Here is a 14,934-nt window from a genome sequence, read left to right on the forward strand (position 1 = left end):
CCATACCCTTCTCAGACATCCTCTAAGACTTGATGTGTCTTTTAGTCACGCAATAAATATTTTTTGACCCGGTAAGTCTTTTGACGGGTTTTATCTTTATGATGAAGAGCGTAGTCGATTTAGTGACACTATGTCCCGCCAATTAGAGCGCCTACTGGAAATTGATCGCCTGATCCGTTCAAGAGAGCGGCAAACACAAGTGAGTCTTGCTCAGACCTTGGAAGTTTCAGAAAGAACAATTCGTAATGATGTTAATTTTTTGCGAGATCGCTATGATGCCCCGCTGGAGTACAACAGAAATCAGGGTTGGTACTATACCGACTCTAATTGGCGATTGCCCAGTACTCCGGTGACCCAAGGGGAACTTTTTGCCCTCACCCTCGGAGCAAGGATGCTGGAATCTTATTCAGGTTCTATTTATCAAATTCAATTGCGGGAAACTATTGAGCGAATTGCAAAACGTTTACCAGAACAGAGTGTGATTAATCTGCGACAGTTGGCAGAGGAACGAGTTCACTTCCGCGTTGGGGGAGAAATTCAACTAAATCCTGAGATTTGGCAAGCTCTCATTGAAGCCAGTGAGCGATCGCAGTCGGTGGTGATGCACTATTTTTCGCCGAAGCGTCGGGAAGTGTCAGAGCGTGGTTTTGATCCTTATGTTTTGGACATTTACCGAGCGAGTAATGCCTATGTGTGGGGTTATTGCCATTTACGGAACGAGGTTAGGCAATTTCGGATTGACCGGATTCGGAAGCTTGAACCCACAGGGCAAACCTTTGAGCGGCGGGAATTCGATTTGCAGGAGAAGCTGAAAAGCAGTTTTCAGTACGAGGTGGGTGGCAAAACCTATGATGTAGTGATCACCTTTAATGCTCAGACGGCTCCCTATATTACGGAACGGCAATGGCATAGCACCCAAAGGATTGAAACCCATGCTGATGGGTCGATTACGCTGCGTTTTACGGCTTCGGGCTTGAACGATATGAAACGCTGGATTCTCGGTTATGGCAGAGGGGCGATCGCCAAATCTCCTCCGGAACTGGTGAATATGCTGGAACGGGAAACAGCACAGATGGCACGGCAAAACGAAACAGGAGAATTTAAGTAGATGAATTTTTTGGAAGTGCAGTTTGAGCTGCGGGGTAAAACGCTGCCTGCGGATCATGGTTACAGCCTCTATTCTGGGATTAAACAGATTTGGCAACAGTCGGCATTAATCCCCGAACTGAATGAAGATATTTCCCCAGAGGTCTTAATCAGTAGTATTTCAGGGGTGGGGAATAAGCAGGGCATGATTTATCTAAATCGGCGATCTCGGTTTCGGTTGCGATGTCCGGCGGAACAGGCTCAGGTTTGGTATCGGGTTCTGCAAAATCAAGTCCTCGATCTTCAGGGTCATTTGGTGCGTTTGATTCAACCTCGTTTAACCGTTATTCAACCAGCCTCTACCCTGACTTCACGGTTAGTCGTTATCAAATTAGAGCAATGGGATAACCATACTGCACCTCAATATTTTCTGGAGTCCTGCCAAAAGGGTTTGGAACGCCTAGAAATCGAAGGTCAGCCTTTTATTGAAAGTTTGCCAGATGGTGATTTGGCGCGGCGATCGCTCCGCATTAAGGGTAAGCACATTATGGGTTTTGGCGTGACTGTCGAAGGCTTAAGTGACAACGATTCTATTAAGTTGCAATGCCTAGGCTTAGGCGGTCGGGGTCATTTTGGTTGTGGTTGGTTCTATCCGAAAAAAGAGGAGGAACAAACTAATGCAGCCTAAACTCAAACCCAATTGTCTCCTCGCAAAATCCTTTGAACCTGGTCACTGGAAAGGTTCCTATAGTTTGGTGGGTCACACTGCTGATGTGGTCAATGCCATAACAACCTTGGTGGATACTTTGGGCGATCGCCTGATCACTCAATTTGGCTTAACTTGCTCTTTTCAATACCTGCGGTCAACTGCAAGATTAGCAGCTTATTTACATGACTGGGGTAAAGGTAATAATCACTTTCAGGGCATGGTCAGGGCTTCCATTCCCGGTGCGACTCCTAAGCGTTTTTTTGATCAATCTCCCCAAATGTTGCGCCATGAAATTGCTTCTGTACTGTTGGCTTGGGAGTTTAGAGAGTGGCTAGAACAAGCTGATGGTGACTTTTATACAGCCCTAGTGGCAGCAGGTGGGCATCACTTGAAATTAGGTGGGAGGGATGGCAAGGCAACGGATGAACTGGGAGAAATTCGCCAGAGTGGCGATGCTCAAATATATCTCTATGCTCTCCAGAAAAAAGAAGGCAAAATTGCCTATCACCCTCAATTTAAAGGCTTACTGAAATACAGTGTTAAAGCTCTGGGTTTACCCAAAAATATCAAACTTTCCAAAGCACCTTCTTTGCAGTGGACTAGAAAAGATATTGAGACGAAACAGCATGAAATTCGAGATTATCTAACCCTTGATTGGGAAGGCGATCCAGTGTTTATCGCAGTGGTCAAAGCCCTATTGGTTGCCGGGGACTGTTCTGGTTCTGCCCTCGCGAAAGAAGATGTTTCACTCCAGAAATGGATTCAAGATGAGCTAAAAAACACCCTTGATGAAGACAAGCTTGATCGAGTTATCAAATCTCGTTTAGGTGATCATGAACTCAGAAGATTTCAGCAGGATTTAGGAAAAGTAAAAAGTCGTGTGGCGATCGCCCGTGCGGGTTGTGGTACAGGCAAAACTTTGGGGGCATACAACTGGGCAAAAACCCATGCTCTAGATCGTAAACTCTTTTTCTGCTATCCCACCACCGGAACCAGTACCGAAGGTTTTATCGATTATGTCCATGGCAAAGTCGAGGCGGAATTATTTCACTCGCGGTATCAGGTGGATCTGGAAATGATGCAAACGGGGGAAGAAAATGATCTCGATTCCGGTGCTGATGCAACCATCAAACTCGAATCTTTTCGGGCATGGGGTGCGGAATCTATCGTTTGTACAGTGGATACTGTCCTTGGTTTATTTCAATGTAATCGCCGTCCCCTCTACTGTTTTCCGGCGATCGCCAATGGTGCATTTGTTTTCGATGAAGTCCATTGCTACGATGCCAAACCTTTCGGCACATTACTCCGATTCTTACAGGTAGTCAAAGCTCCGGTACTACTGATGTCTGCATCGGTTCTTCCGTGGCAAAAAGCAGCCATTGAAGCGGCTGTTGGCGAACCTGTAGAAGTCATTGAAGGGGCAAAAGATCTCGAAGCTTTACCTCGATATCGCTTTCATGTTCTTGATCAACCGGATTGGGAACGAGTTGAACAGGAGCTAAATTCTGGGGGCAAGGTGCTCTGGGTTTGTAATCAAGTTCAGACAGCTATTGACGTTTACGACGAGGCAAAACGTAGAGGTTTAGATGCCTTGCTTTATCACAGTCGCTATCGGTATCAGGATCGAAGAGATCACCATCGGGCGGTAGTGGATGCCTTTAAGCCAGACCAGACTAAACCAGTCATCGCCATTTGTACCCAAGTTGCTGAAATGTCCCTCGATTTATCAGCCACTTTGTTAGTCTCCCAAATTGCAGATCCAGCGGGATTAATTCAGAGATTAGGGCGCTTAAATCGCCATTATTGCGGTCATGTCCTTGATGCGCTGTTTTACCCCGACGAAAAAGAAGGATATCCCTACAAAAAAGAGCAACTCGCCGATGGGTTAGCGATGGTTCAAAACTTTGTGGAAGATGTCAGCCAAGCGGAGTTAGCGCAGTGGTTGGAGGCATTCACCCCAGAACCAAATCAAGATGATGGAGAACTGGGTTTAGTGTGGCTCGATGGCAACTGGAAAACCTACCCAGCATCTTTAAGAGAAGGAGGTCATAATGTCACAGCTTTATTAGAGGAGGACTTACCCAAGATTAAAAAACTACCCGCCAAGGAAGTTCCCCGATTTACTGTTCCCATTCCTAATCAAAGCTGGAAACCCAAGGAAAAACACAAATTTTATCCCATCGCTCCCGCTAATATTTGGGGCTATTCCGAAGAAAAAGGAGCCTTTGATTTGAGAAAACAAGGAGGTGATGTGTCATGACAGAGATGATTCTCTCTTTATTCAACCCCAATAGTCTTTTGCCCCATCGGGCAGGGGTGGCGGGTTTGGCATTGGCTTTATCTGCCATTGACCCTACTGATGCACCATTGCAATGGGAAGTCACGGATGATGCAGTAAAACTGACTTGGGATTGCACCGATAAAGAAGCAATTCAATGGTTACTAAAGGAAACTTATCAAATCAAAGATGGTTATCTCAATGTTAAAGCTCTCAAGTTAGATGACCAAAGTCGTTATATTTTTACGGACGGTGTAACGACAACTTTCTTACAACATAGTAAACAAAGAAGTTTAGATAAACAAACTCAATCCCTCAGTTTTCAAGTGGATGAAGGTCAACCCGAAATTCAAGTTAATCATCGACAATTGTTAGATTGCTATTATACCAGAGACTTCAAAGAAGCTTTTAGCAGTAAGGGTAAATTTCAAAAATCTATTCCTTTGAAAGGTCATCACTTACCTGGTCTAGTGGAAGATTTTGCTAATGGAGCTTATCAAGAATCTCCAGAAAATTATTTAGCCTTACTTTTTCTTCCTATCGCCTGTCATTATTACCGCTTACCCAACTTTTTATCTGGCTTAGTAATTCTCTCAGTCAGCAACCTAAAAGCATGGGTAAAACGACGAAAAGCCTATGCAGCAAAGACAGTCACTAAACTCAAACCTTATGGAGAATTTCGGGCTAATGGTGCAGGGGAATCTGCTCTAAGATTTCTTTTGCAGGAAAAACTCATTGAGGATGCCAAAGATTTTAAGGTTGATTACTGTGAGGTTTATCGCCTTGGTAAACAGCCTTGGGACGGCAATCAATCCTATTTAAAACAGGAGGTTTATCGGGTTCATGCTAACGATGAATTACTTGAGCTTTATCGGGAAGCTTGGGGACTTTTTCCTAGTGTGGTTCGCGAAACTGACAAGGGGGAAACATGGCTCGCCCATTCTAAAGTTTTGCCTTGGATTGCCGATAACTTAATCAAGGGCGATCGCTGGTATCAGGGATTTTTTGAATTCCGTAAAGCTAATGAAATTTATGAACGTACAGGATTAGTCAAGATGACCAAAATTGAAAACGCACTGACATCACAAGAACAAATTTTCTTTGATGCGATTCAGGGAGGGTTTAGTACTTTTTTGCGAGGACAGATTGAACAGGCTACAAAACAAGGCCGCAAGCTTGATTATGCCCAAGTTACCAAAAAGGTCATCTATCGTTTTCAACGTCCGAGCACTCAACAGGAATTTGCTTCGGCGGTCGTGGATTTTCTCAGTCAATTTCGTAGTAGGGCAGCACGAGGTTCGGGTTCCGAGATTTATCTCTGGCTTCACCGCGATCGCCAATGGAAACAAGCCCGTGATTTAGCACTTTTGGCGATCGCCACCTATGAGGGCAAAAACAAACAAGGTGAAACGGAAGTGCCGGAGGAGATTTTGGATCAAACTCTCTCTGAAGCAGAAACCAACGAATCCTTTGAACTCACTCTCTAAACCATTTATACAATCATCACTGAAAAATTAAGGAAAATAATTATGTCTCAACATCTTTTTGCCACTATCGTCACCCCCACTGCTGTTGCTGCGAATAACCGGGGGGAGGGCGATGGTAGTACATTATCCACGCTTCAAAAAATCACCCGTGGTTATGACCAATACACCACTGTCAGTGCGGAGGCGATCCGGTGGGCATATCGAGAATATTTTCAGTACCATCATGGGGATGAAACCAACCGCAGTTTTGACCCGGACAAAGATATTTACGAGTTTCAGACTGAGAAGTTTAATGCCGAGACATTCATTGACGATGACCTTTTTGGGTACATGGATGCCAAGAAAGGAGCGAAAAATGAGAATGCGACAACTAAACGCCGAGGTGCTTTAGAAATTAGTCGGGCAATCAGCCTTGATCCCTATTGGGGAGATGTGGCTTTTGGTTCCAAGGGTGGCGAGAAAAATAAAACTTCCATCCATCAAACGGAAGTCCATTGCACAGCCTATCAATACACCCTTGCGGTTACACCGGGACATTTAAAAAAAATTGAGCGGGTAAATTATCTCCTCGATGCCATGCCTTCCATTCGCCATGTGGGTGGTAATCATTCCCGATTCCTATTTGAGTTTCGTCCTGAGTCGATTATCCTGCGGGTCACAGAAGATCCGAGTCCTTGGATTATGGGCTGCTTTGAACGGGTCAGTGAATCTATTGGTTGTCCCAAATTAGTGCGCCTTGTAGAGGTCAATGATATTCCTGCCAATGAGTTAATCGTTGCGGGGGAAATTGCGGATACGCCCTACGGTCAACAGCTTAAGGAATTGGGCGTAAATGTTTGTCGCGGTGTAAAAGAGGCGATCGCCCTCACAAAGGAATCTTTGCAGATTAAGCTAGAGGCATAATTTGGGAGAACAACCGATGCTGATCCAAAAAATTATCGATGAACTCCATGAAATTCCTGAGGATAAACTGAATCAGGTCTATGAACTCATTCATTATTTTCAGTTGGGGCTCAAACAAGAGCAAATAAGCATTCCATCAAACGATACAGTCCAAACTTGGTCACAGGGAAATCCTCTCAAAAATACGATTATTGCCGAAGAGGATATTGTGAGCCCGATTGATGTTGCTTGGGATGCCCAAACATGATCATCCTAGATACCCATGTCTGGATCTGGTGGATGACCGAATCACCAAAATTATCTAGTCCAGCAGCAGCGGCGATCGCCGAATATTCCATCATTGGCATACCCAGTATTTCTTGTTGGGAAATAGCAATGTTAGTCGCGAAAAATCGTCTTACTTTCTCGATGGATGTTCAAACTTGGCTGAAATTATCCTTAGAACATCCCAAAATTCGGCTTTTACCCCTCAGCCCAGAAATTGCGGTGCTTTCCACCCGCTTACCTAAAAATTTTCACAGTGATCCAGCGGATCGACTCATTGTTGCAACCTGTTTAACCTACCAAACTTCTCTGGTGTCCAAAGATTCTCTAAGTCAACAATGGGGACAGTTAGAAGTGATTTGGTAATTTTTGAGATGAAAAAATAATGGAAATACTTTATTTAGAGTGCCCCTGTACCAGTTTCCCTCGAAGCTTTGCACGGGACTACAAAGAAACCTATCTCTACCCACCACCATCAACGATCTATGGCTTTCTATTATCCCTAGTCGGTGAGGAAGATTTAACCGCCCATCTAGGGGTAAAAATTGCCATTGGTCTCATTGGTGATGCACCAACCGTCTCTCGCATTGTTCGCAAACAACGTCACCACAAATTTAGTAAAACTCACATGGGAACCTATCCCAGCAGTAAATTTTCTAAGCCGAATCATCAGGAATTACTGACAGATTTAAAGGTTGCCCTGCGGCTAGATTCCGCTGAAGAAACAGCTAAGGTAAACCTTGCCGAAAGAGTGGCGATCGCCCTCTCTAGTCCAGAGAAGATCGCCCGATTTGGAGGCTTATCACTAGGCGAATCTTGGGCAATGGCCAATGGCGTTCGTCCCTATCGACTGGATGATGGGGATATTCGTTGGCTGATAACTGATAACCGTGGTTTGATTGGTCTGCCGATTTGGATTGACCGAAAAACAACCAGAGGAACATTTCAGCGGTTTACCCTAGAACAAGGTGGCATGTTTCATGAGAAAGCTTGGGTCACAATCAAGTGTGATAACTAACGTGTTTTTTTTAAGTAGGAAAGATTATTGCCGGGGTGATTTTTCAAAATACATTTAATAACTTTTTTGAGGTTCATTAAATGTTTGCTCCGGTTATTCCCGAAACACAACCAACAATTAAAGTATCAGGTCTTCATGCGATCGCCTATTGTCCGCGACTGTTCTATCTTGAGGAAGTAGAAGGACTCTATACACAGGATGCAGCAGTATTTGCAGGGCGGCGACTCCATGTGGATCTCGAACAAGAGGAGGAGGGAGAATGGGAAGATCTTTATCTCGAAAGTGAAGATTTAGGCATTCGGGGTCGGGTGGATGCCCTCCGCACTCGTAATGGTCTAACGATTCCCTATGAGCACAAGCGAGGGAAGGCGGCACGGGATGATCAGAAAAATCCTTTGCCTTGGGAGAGCGATCACCTGCAGATTATTTCCTACTGCTATCTGTTAGAAGTCTCCCTAGGGATTTCTATTTCCGAGGGTCGGATTCGTTACCATGCGGATAATGTCCTCATCCATGTGCCCTTTGATGAAACGGCAAAAGCAGAGGTCAGAGAGGCGATCGCCAATGCTAGAAAACTTTTAGACTCTGATTTTCGTCCCCCTGTCACGGAAAACGAACGACTTTGTGCCCGTTGTTCCCTTGCGCCCGTTTGTTTACCAGAGGAAGCACGCCTTGCCCATGACCGAGAATGGCAACCGATCCGCTTATTTCCCAAGGACGACGATCGCCAAATTCTTCATACTCTTGAACCGGGCACGAGGGTCGGGCGCACCGGAGAACAAATTAAAATTACCCGACGAGATCAACCCATCGAAAAGATTGCCGTCCAGCAAGTCTCCCAAGTCGTTCTCCATGGTTTTTCGCAAATTTCGACCCAAGCCCTCCATTTCCTTGCCAGTCACAATGTCGGCATTCACTGGATTTCGGGTGGCGATCGCTACATCGGTAGTTTCGATAATCGTCAGGGCAGTATCCAGCGGCGGATTCAGCAATATCGCGCCCTCAGCCAAACGGATTTTTGTGTGGATCTCGCCAAAAAACTGGTGTGGTGTCGCGGTCAAGGGCAACGAAAATTTCTCATGCGGGGAAAACGAAGTAACAAAGCCAGTTCACCCAAATTGAATGAGGCGATCTCCCAAATGAAACGGGTATTGAAACAGGTGGAAAATGCGGAGAATCTGGCTACTCTCCTCGGCATTGAAGGGAATTTGGCGGCACTCTATTTTGGCGCATTACCCTGTACCCTCACCGCAACTGTCCCTAATGAACTACGGTTTTCTGGTCGCAATCGTCGTCCACCCAAAGATCGCTTTAATGCCCTCCTCAGTTTTGGCTATAGTCTCCTACTAAAAGATGTGATGAACAGCATTATCGCCGTTGGTCTAGAGCCTGCCCTCGGTTTCTATCACCAACCCCGCACCCAAGCCTCCCCCCTCGCCCTTGATCTGATGGAGATTTTTCGAGTTCCCCTCGTCGATATGGTCGTCATCGCCTCGATCAACCGTTCTCAATGGGATATTACCGAGGATTTTTCAATTCGGGGTCAGCAGGTTTGGCTCTCTGATTCGGGTCGCAAAAAGTTTATCGAGTGCTATGAACGCCGTAAAGCTGAGTTATGGAAACATCCCATGCTTGGTTATTCCCTCAGTTATGCCCGCCTCATTGAGCTAGAGGTGCGGCTCCTCGAAAAAGAATGGTCTGGGGAAGCGGGTCTATTCGGTCAACTGATTGTGAGGTGATCATGGCAGAACTCAAACATTGGTATTTAGTTTGTTATGACATCCGCTCCCAAAAGCGTTGGCGTAAAGCTTATAAGCTCCTCGAAGGCTATGGGGAACGCATCCAATATTCGATTTTCCGCTGTTGGTTGACTCAGCGATCGCGAGAAAAGTTACGCTGGCAATTAGAGGAGGTGCTCACCAAGGAGGATGATCTTTTACTTATTCGCTTGTCACAACAATGTGTACAGGATTTACCCAAATATAACCGTCCGAATACTTGGCTCTTTGATGAACAGACATTTAAGGTACTCTGAAATGTTGCAAGCAATGGGGACTGTTTGGGGCGATCGCCTTTTTAAAATCGCTCAAAGAATTGGCTACTGGGCTTTTGCAATTTATCAGCAGCGGCTTAGATCCCTGTTTTTTCTGAAAACGCCTACCCTATCTAGGTTTCAGGAACATCCAATCAAGCTAAATTTTCTTCAAAGAGCCTCAGCTTGCTATGATTCACTAGGAACCTTGCAAAAGTTACCCAGAAGTCTTGCTCAGACTAAATTCTAGGACGCGCTATGTCCAAACCATTGATGCCGTAAGGCGTTGAGCACAGACGAACTCTCCGTTCCCATCGCTGATTTGCAGGTTGTGTCCAAACCATTGATGCCGTAAGGCGTTGAGCACACGTAATCAACCTGGGGCGAATAATCTTTCATAGGGTGTCCAAACCATTGATGCCGTAAGGCGTTGAGCACTGAGGCGTTGAATGTTGTTGTTGTTCTTTGATTAAATGTGTCCAAACCATTGATGCCGTAAGGCGTTGAGCACGGAGAATGGAGAAAGAGAACCACGCTTCACAGTTGAGTGTCCAAACCATTGATGCCGTAAGGCGTTGAGCACTAATGGGCAAGCTCGTGGGTTTCTTCTTGCCAGGAGTGTCCAAACCATTGATGCCGTAAGGCGTTGAGCACATGGGGAGCTGCGGGGTATTTTTCACCCATTCCCAGAAGTGTCCAAACCATTGATGCCGTAAGGCGTTGAGCACCAGAGGAACTTCCGGTGGATGTCCTTGCGGAGTACGTGTCCAAACCATTGATGCCGTAAGGCGTTGAGCACGGCGGCACTTGGAGCAGCTGTGGCAGTGACGGCAAAGTGTCCAAACCATTGATGCCGTAAGGCGTTGAGCACAGTAAATCCTCGAACATTGGCTTAGTATTTGAGTGTGTGTCCAAACCATTGATGCCGTAAGGCGTTGAGCACGCGACCAGGGTGCTGTAATCCGTTTCGTTTTTTAAGGTGTGTCCAAACCATTGATGCCGTAAGGCGTTGAGCACACTTTCGAGAGGGCGTTAGCAATACAGGTTCTTCAGGTGTCCAAACCATTGATGCCGTAAGGCGTTGAGCACGACGATTGAGAGATAAATGGCTACGGAATTATGCCCAGTGTCCAAACCATTGATGCCGTAAGGCGTTGAGCACGGCGGCTGTGTTGGCGTAGATCCAGAAAAACTTAATGTGTCCAGACCATTGATGCCATAAGGCGTTGAGCACTTTAGGGCGTCTAAATCCCGGTTTATCGTTTCAATATTCATGGCTTTTCTGGCCTATATTTGGCCTAAGCCTTACGAGGGGACAGGCATCCCAGGCCACCATGAAAAAGTAAGCAAATTTTCCTTACGCTACCGATAGCGCAATGGAAATTTGACCTACACTGTAAATATGGCTCGAGGCAGATTTGAACTGCCGACCTTGGGCTTATGAGTCCCCTGCTCTAACCAACTGAGCTACCGAGCCAAAACCGTAAACGATTATAACTATAGCAACTGCTTGTGTCAAGGGCTTGGTTTAGGGTCATTGTAAATGTCCAAACTTGAGTACAAAACAAGACTAGCCGCTGCCCACATTAACCATGTCTAAATTGCCCAAAATTGACCGACAGCGGGAACACCAAGCCAACGAACGTACCTTTCTGGCCTGGTTGCGCACCTCAATCGCCCTAATTGGCTTCGGCTTTGCGATCGCCCGTTTTGGTTTTTTTGTGCGTCAAATTGAAGAAACCCTAGTCTCCCAAAGTAATTTGCCCTTGCCGAACCTGGCCTCTTCCGAAACACTGGGTCGAGCCTTTGCGATCGCCGGCATTGTGATCATTGCTTTGGCTCTGTGGAACTACCACCAACATTTTCGCCAAATTGAGCAGGGAAATTATCAACCCAATCGCTGGATGATTACCACAACGGCTCTGGTGGCAATGGTTTTAGGGGGGCTGAGTTTGATTTTGATGATTGGCAGTAAACCCGATCCGACTCGGGAGGATTTTTCTCGCTCCCAGGCCTTTCCTAGAGCTTCAAATGTGTTTAAGCGTCACACTAGGTACTAATTCCCAAGGGGAAGACTTCTGTGTTATATTTTTAAGCGACTCGGATCTATGCGATCTCGACGCCCAAACCTTGTCAGGACCGGAAGGTAGCAGCAATACGGGATGCTCGTGGTAGGCGTAGGCTCCGGGTCTTTTAGTTTTTTGGGGATTGCAGCAGTCAGTTAGTACTTTTCACGGCTTAGGACAAACACGCTACCCTCATTCCCCCGGCCAATGCGCAGATCTTCGTCGAGATAAGTAATATCAAGCCAGCCATTATTATTTTTGCTGTTAATTCCCACATCAACAGGAAAGAATTTTTTCCCGGCTAACATTTGCTCGACGAGTCCTTTCGGAAAACGGTAGTTCATTAGGCGCTGGGAGCCAATCACGTAGCGATTGAAGAAAACATTCACCCGCTGATCAGAGACGGGAGTGAAAGAGGCTTCCACAAGCACTAAGCCTTCAAGGAAAGGAATCCCCTCTAGTTCGGCGATGTTGTAGATTTTTTGCTGGAGTGGCCGCACACATTGGTAAACCTGCCCTAGCTGCAAAAGGGGAAAGCGATTGATCCCCAAGATGCCTTTGCTGGTGGTATAAATCAGTCGCCAATCCCCTTCGAGTAAGGTTGTCGCTTCTAGGGGCTTGGGGGTCGGGTTTTGGTCTTCGAGGCGATCGACGATGGCGAGGATATTGGCGCGGTCTACTTCAGTGGCGATCAGACCACGATTTTTTCCGGCAATGGTTTCAAGGAGGTTCGTTTTTAGATTCATGGAAAGGTGAGCAGTGGTCAGCGCAGGTCTAAGGAAATTTAGGCCATAGATTATTTTCTCATATCCCTTCAGCGGCGATCAGCAGGGCCAAGTTATCTCGGTGAATCACGGTGTCGGCGCTGCCGTAGCCGAGAATTTGGCGAATTTGGGTCGAATGTTGCCCTTGAATTTTTTCAATATCTTGGTGGTTGTAGTTTACTAACCCTCTGGCGATCGCCTGACCTGTTTGGGTTCTCAGTTCTACGGGGTCGTTAATGGTAAATTCTCCTTCCACGGCAACAATACCTGCCGCAAGGAGAGAACGACCATTTTTCAGGAGAGCCTGGGTTGCGCCATCGTCAAGGGTGAGAATTCCCTGGGGTACAAGGCCATAGGCAATCCAACGTTTACGGGCATTATCGGCCTGGGGTTGGGCTTCAAAATGGGTGCCGATATCTTCCCCAGCAACAATTTTCAGGAGATTCTGGGGGGTTTTGCCCTGGGTAATCACCGTGCGTACGCCAGCGCTGGTGGCAATGCGAGCAGCAGTGAGCTTTGTTTGCATGCCCCCTGTCCCCCATTGGGAGCCGCTAGATCCAGCATCGACTTGGAGGTTAAACAGTTCGCTGGAACTGACCAGGGGAATAGGGCGGGCGTCAGGATTTTGTCTGGGGTCAGCGGAATAGAGGCGATCCACATCGGTGAGTAGCACCAACCAGTCGGCATTCACCAAGCTGGCGACCAGGGCAGAGAGGGTATCGTTATCGCCGAATTTCAGTTCATCGACGGCAACGGTATCGTTTTCGTTCACAATCGGGATCACGCTGAGATCCAACATCGCGTTGAGGGCTTCCTGGACGGTCAGGTAGGAAGTGCGATCCACGAGGTCTCGACGGGTGAGTAATACCTGGGCGATCGCCTGTTGCAGACTGGTAAATAGATCATCATAAAGCCGGATTAAGCGCCCCTGACCCACGGCGGCGATCGCCTGTTTTTCGGCAATTTTTTTCGGGCGTTCTGAACGTTTCAACACCCCACAGCCCACGCCCACGGCCCCAGAGGAGACGAGGATCACCCGGTGGCCCTTTTGTTTGAGGCGGGTCAAGGTTTCCACGAGGGTACCGATAGTTGCCAAAGCCAACATGCCTGTCTTGGGATCTGTGAGGCTAGAGGTGCCAATTTTAACGACGATGGTTTGGGGCATAGAAGACTGTGAGGCTAGGTGAATTTTTCTATTATTTCAGCAAAAATTCCCTTGAGCCGAAAATCTTACCCCACGTCCACAGCATCCTTTCCGTCTCCCGTTAGGGAAAACAAGGGATTTCAGCAATGGCGGTAAAATAGACCCAGTTTCTGTGTTTTACATCCGCTGACAAAAGCCCCCAACGTTATCCATGACCCACACTGCGATCACCAAAGAAAAACCCGATTGGGCTGGGGAAGACTGGTTATCCCGCCTCGTCAACCGTCTGATCCAAACAAAGCCCCTCTACGCTCTGATGAAACAACAGGCCCGGCGCGTTCTGATCAAAACCGCCGAAAAAAATGGTGTTCCCTGGCGGCAGACTGTGAAGGAATTGGAGCAATCCCCCGCCAAACAATATTTCCAAGACATCGCCAATCCCCACCTGGACTACCCCGACTATTACCGAGTCCCCTTCCATGCCTATAACGAAGGGAATTTATGTTGGCAAGCAGCCTTTGAGGCGGCCCCGGCGACGGCAGCGATGGCCCTACGGGTTTGGAAAACGGAACCCCTCACCCCAGAAGTGGCTCAGGCCCGACTCCGCAATAGTTTTTTAGATGTCCTTGAACAATATTTGCCCCAGAACGTAAACGAAGTCTTGGATATCGGTTGCTCCGTGGGGATTTCGACCTTTGCGCTTCTAGAACGACTCCAGGCCAAAAATCCAGCAGTTGAGGTAACGGGCCTAGATCTTTCGCCCCATATGCTCGCGGTGGCTAAGGTTCAAGATAAAAATCAGGCGGTGCAATGGTGCCATGGCAAGGCGGAAACGACGGAGTTTACCGATGATCGATTCGATTTAATTACCTTGCAATTTGTCCTCCATGAACTGCCCAACCAGGCCACCCGCGAAATTTTCCAGGAATGCCGACGCATTTTGCGGCCCGGAGGTTGTTTGGCGATCGTCGATAACAATCCGAAATCTCCGGTGATTCAGGGTTTACCGCCAGCCTTGTTTGTGTTGATGAAGAGTACAGAACCTTGGAGTGACGAATATTATACTTTTGATGTAGAATCGACACTAAAGGAAGTCGGTTTTGATTACCGCACCACCGTCGCCAGTGATCCGCGCCACCGCACGATCATTGCCCACAAGCCCTTTTAATTGTTTGCCAAATGT

The 14,934-nt window shown here is 47.0% G+C and carries 14 protein-coding genes, 1 tRNA gene, 1 other RNA gene and 1 CRISPR repeat array; of the genes, 13 read left to right on the top strand and 3 right to left on the bottom strand.

The genetic code is table 11. The features are described from left to right. The first annotated feature begins 130 nt into the window (after positions 1-130). From AACQ84_RS09010 to cas2, 10 genes are all read left to right on the top strand, one after another. Positions 131-1,108 (top strand): helix-turn-helix transcriptional regulator, encoded by a 978-nt coding sequence (locus tag AACQ84_RS09010; RefSeq protein ID WP_012307381.1) that lies wholly within the window; start codon positions 131-133, stop codon positions 1,106-1,108. Next, positions 1,109-1,774 (top strand): type I-MYXAN CRISPR-associated protein Cas6/Cmx6, encoded by a 666-nt coding sequence (gene cas6 / locus AACQ84_RS09015; protein WP_012307382.1) that lies wholly within the window; start codon positions 1,109-1,111, stop codon positions 1,772-1,774. Further along, positions 1,764-4,055 (top strand): CRISPR-associated helicase/endonuclease Cas3, encoded by a 2,292-nt coding sequence (locus AACQ84_RS09020; RefSeq protein ID WP_012307383.1) that lies wholly within the window; start codon positions 1,764-1,766, stop codon positions 4,053-4,055. The genes cas6 and AACQ84_RS09020 overlap by 11 nt, the downstream gene beginning before the upstream one ends. After that, on the top strand, positions 4,052-5,560 hold the full coding sequence (cas8a1, locus tag AACQ84_RS09025; protein ID WP_012307384.1) for a type I-MYXAN CRISPR-associated Cas8a1/Cmx1: 1,509 nt from the start codon (positions 4,052-4,054) through the stop codon (positions 5,558-5,560). Before AACQ84_RS09020 ends, cas8a1 begins: the two co-directional genes overlap by 4 nt. Positions 5,561-5,602: 42 nt before the next feature. Further along, positions 5,603-6,463, top strand: a complete 861-nt coding sequence (gene cas7i, locus AACQ84_RS09030) for a type I-B CRISPR-associated protein Cas7/Cst2/DevR (protein WP_012307385.1) — start codon at positions 5,603-5,605, stop codon at positions 6,461-6,463. 16 nt (positions 6,464-6,479) lie between these two features. Then, positions 6,480-6,710 (top strand): hypothetical protein, encoded by a 231-nt coding sequence (locus AACQ84_RS09035; protein WP_012307386.1) that lies wholly within the window; start codon positions 6,480-6,482, stop codon positions 6,708-6,710. Continuing rightward, the gene (locus tag AACQ84_RS09040) at positions 6,707-7,093 is read left to right on the top strand and encodes a type II toxin-antitoxin system VapC family toxin (RefSeq protein WP_012307387.1); all 387 of its coding nucleotides are present in this window, start codon (positions 6,707-6,709) and stop codon (positions 7,091-7,093) included. Before AACQ84_RS09035 ends, AACQ84_RS09040 begins: the two co-directional genes overlap by 4 nt. Positions 7,094-7,112: 19 nt before the next feature. Beyond that, positions 7,113-7,745, top strand: a complete 633-nt coding sequence (gene cas5, locus AACQ84_RS09045) for a CRISPR-associated protein Cas5 (protein ID WP_012307388.1) — start codon at positions 7,113-7,115, stop codon at positions 7,743-7,745. A gap of 80 nt (positions 7,746-7,825) precedes the next feature. Next, positions 7,826-9,484 (top strand): type I-MYXAN CRISPR-associated endonuclease Cas4/Cas1, encoded by a 1,659-nt coding sequence (locus tag AACQ84_RS09050; protein WP_012307389.1) that lies wholly within the window; start codon positions 7,826-7,828, stop codon positions 9,482-9,484. Between the two features lie 2 nt (positions 9,485-9,486). Then, the gene (cas2, locus tag AACQ84_RS09055; protein WP_012307390.1) at positions 9,487-9,780 is read left to right on the top strand and encodes a CRISPR-associated endonuclease Cas2; all 294 of its coding nucleotides are present in this window, start codon (positions 9,487-9,489) and stop codon (positions 9,778-9,780) included. Between the two features lie 255 nt (positions 9,781-10,035). Further along, positions 10,036-11,011: direct repeats of the CRISPR family, unit length 36 nt; unit sequence GTGTCCAAACCATTGATGCCGTAAGGCGTTGAGCAC. 169 nt (positions 11,012-11,180) lie between these two features. Here the strand turns inward: cas2 and AACQ84_RS09060 are convergent. Next, positions 11,181-11,254 (bottom strand) — tRNA-Met (locus AACQ84_RS09060). A gap of 115 nt (positions 11,255-11,369) precedes the next feature. On the opposite strand from AACQ84_RS09060, the gene AACQ84_RS09065 reads away from it, so the two are divergent. Beyond that, on the top strand, positions 11,370-11,837 hold the full coding sequence (locus AACQ84_RS09065) for a YidH family protein (RefSeq protein ID WP_012307391.1): 468 nt from the start codon (positions 11,370-11,372) through the stop codon (positions 11,835-11,837). A 37-nt stretch (positions 11,838-11,874) separates the two neighbouring features. Beyond that, positions 11,875-11,971: signal recognition particle sRNA small type (ffs, locus tag AACQ84_RS09070), an RNA gene on the top strand. Between the two features lie 27 nt (positions 11,972-11,998). Here ffs and AACQ84_RS09075 read toward each other — a convergent pair. Then, the gene (locus AACQ84_RS09075; protein WP_012307392.1) at positions 11,999-12,589 is read right to left on the bottom strand and encodes a PAP/fibrillin family protein; all 591 of its coding nucleotides are present in this window, start codon (positions 12,587-12,589) and stop codon (positions 11,999-12,001) included. Between the two features lie 58 nt (positions 12,590-12,647). Beyond that, complete coding sequence (proB, locus tag AACQ84_RS09080) at positions 12,648-13,772, bottom strand: glutamate 5-kinase (RefSeq protein ID WP_012307393.1); 1,125 nt, start codon at positions 13,770-13,772, stop codon at positions 12,648-12,650. 190 nt (positions 13,773-13,962) lie between these two features. Here proB and AACQ84_RS09085 point away from each other — a divergent pair, with 190 nt between their 5' ends. Beyond that, positions 13,963-14,919, top strand: coding sequence for a class I SAM-dependent methyltransferase (locus tag AACQ84_RS09085; RefSeq protein ID WP_012307394.1), 957 nt, complete (start codon positions 13,963-13,965; stop codon positions 14,917-14,919). The last annotated feature ends 15 nt before the right edge of the window (positions 14,920-14,934 follow it).

The sequence above is a fragment of the Picosynechococcus sp. PCC 7002 genome (genome assembly GCF_963860125.1).
Classification (GTDB): domain Bacteria; phylum Cyanobacteriota; class Cyanobacteriia; order Cyanobacteriales; family MRBY01; genus MRBY01.

Bases quoted from the DNA above. Each gene is read 5' to 3' on its own strand.
- AACQ84_RS09010 (WP_012307381.1), top strand. From the start codon at position 131: ATGTCCCGCCAATTAGAGCGCCTACTGGAAATTGATCGCCTGATCCGT.
- cas6 (WP_012307382.1), top strand. From the start codon at position 1,109: ATGAATTTTTTGGAAGTGCAGTTTGAGCTGCGGGGTAAAACGCTGCCT.
- AACQ84_RS09020 (WP_012307383.1), top strand. From the start codon at position 1,764: ATGCAGCCTAAACTCAAACCCAATTGTCTCCTCGCAAAATCCTTTGAA.
- cas8a1 (WP_012307384.1), top strand. From the start codon at position 4,052: ATGACAGAGATGATTCTCTCTTTATTCAACCCCAATAGTCTTTTGCCC.
- cas7i (WP_012307385.1), top strand. From the start codon at position 5,603: ATGTCTCAACATCTTTTTGCCACTATCGTCACCCCCACTGCTGTTGCT.
- AACQ84_RS09035 (WP_012307386.1), top strand. From the start codon at position 6,480: ATGCTGATCCAAAAAATTATCGATGAACTCCATGAAATTCCTGAGGAT.
- AACQ84_RS09040 (WP_012307387.1), top strand. From the start codon at position 6,707: ATGATCATCCTAGATACCCATGTCTGGATCTGGTGGATGACCGAATCA.
- cas5 (WP_012307388.1), top strand. From the start codon at position 7,113: ATGGAAATACTTTATTTAGAGTGCCCCTGTACCAGTTTCCCTCGAAGC.
- AACQ84_RS09050 (WP_012307389.1), top strand. From the start codon at position 7,826: ATGTTTGCTCCGGTTATTCCCGAAACACAACCAACAATTAAAGTATCA.
- cas2 (WP_012307390.1), top strand. From the start codon at position 9,487: ATGGCAGAACTCAAACATTGGTATTTAGTTTGTTATGACATCCGCTCC.
- AACQ84_RS09065 (WP_012307391.1), top strand. From the start codon at position 11,370: ATGTCTAAATTGCCCAAAATTGACCGACAGCGGGAACACCAAGCCAAC.
- AACQ84_RS09075 (WP_012307392.1), bottom strand. From the start codon at position 12,589: ATGAATCTAAAAACGAACCTCCTTGAAACCATTGCCGGAAAAAATCGT.
- proB (WP_012307393.1), bottom strand. From the start codon at position 13,772: ATGCCCCAAACCATCGTCGTTAAAATTGGCACCTCTAGCCTCACAGAT.
- AACQ84_RS09085 (WP_012307394.1), top strand. From the start codon at position 13,963: ATGACCCACACTGCGATCACCAAAGAAAAACCCGATTGGGCTGGGGAA.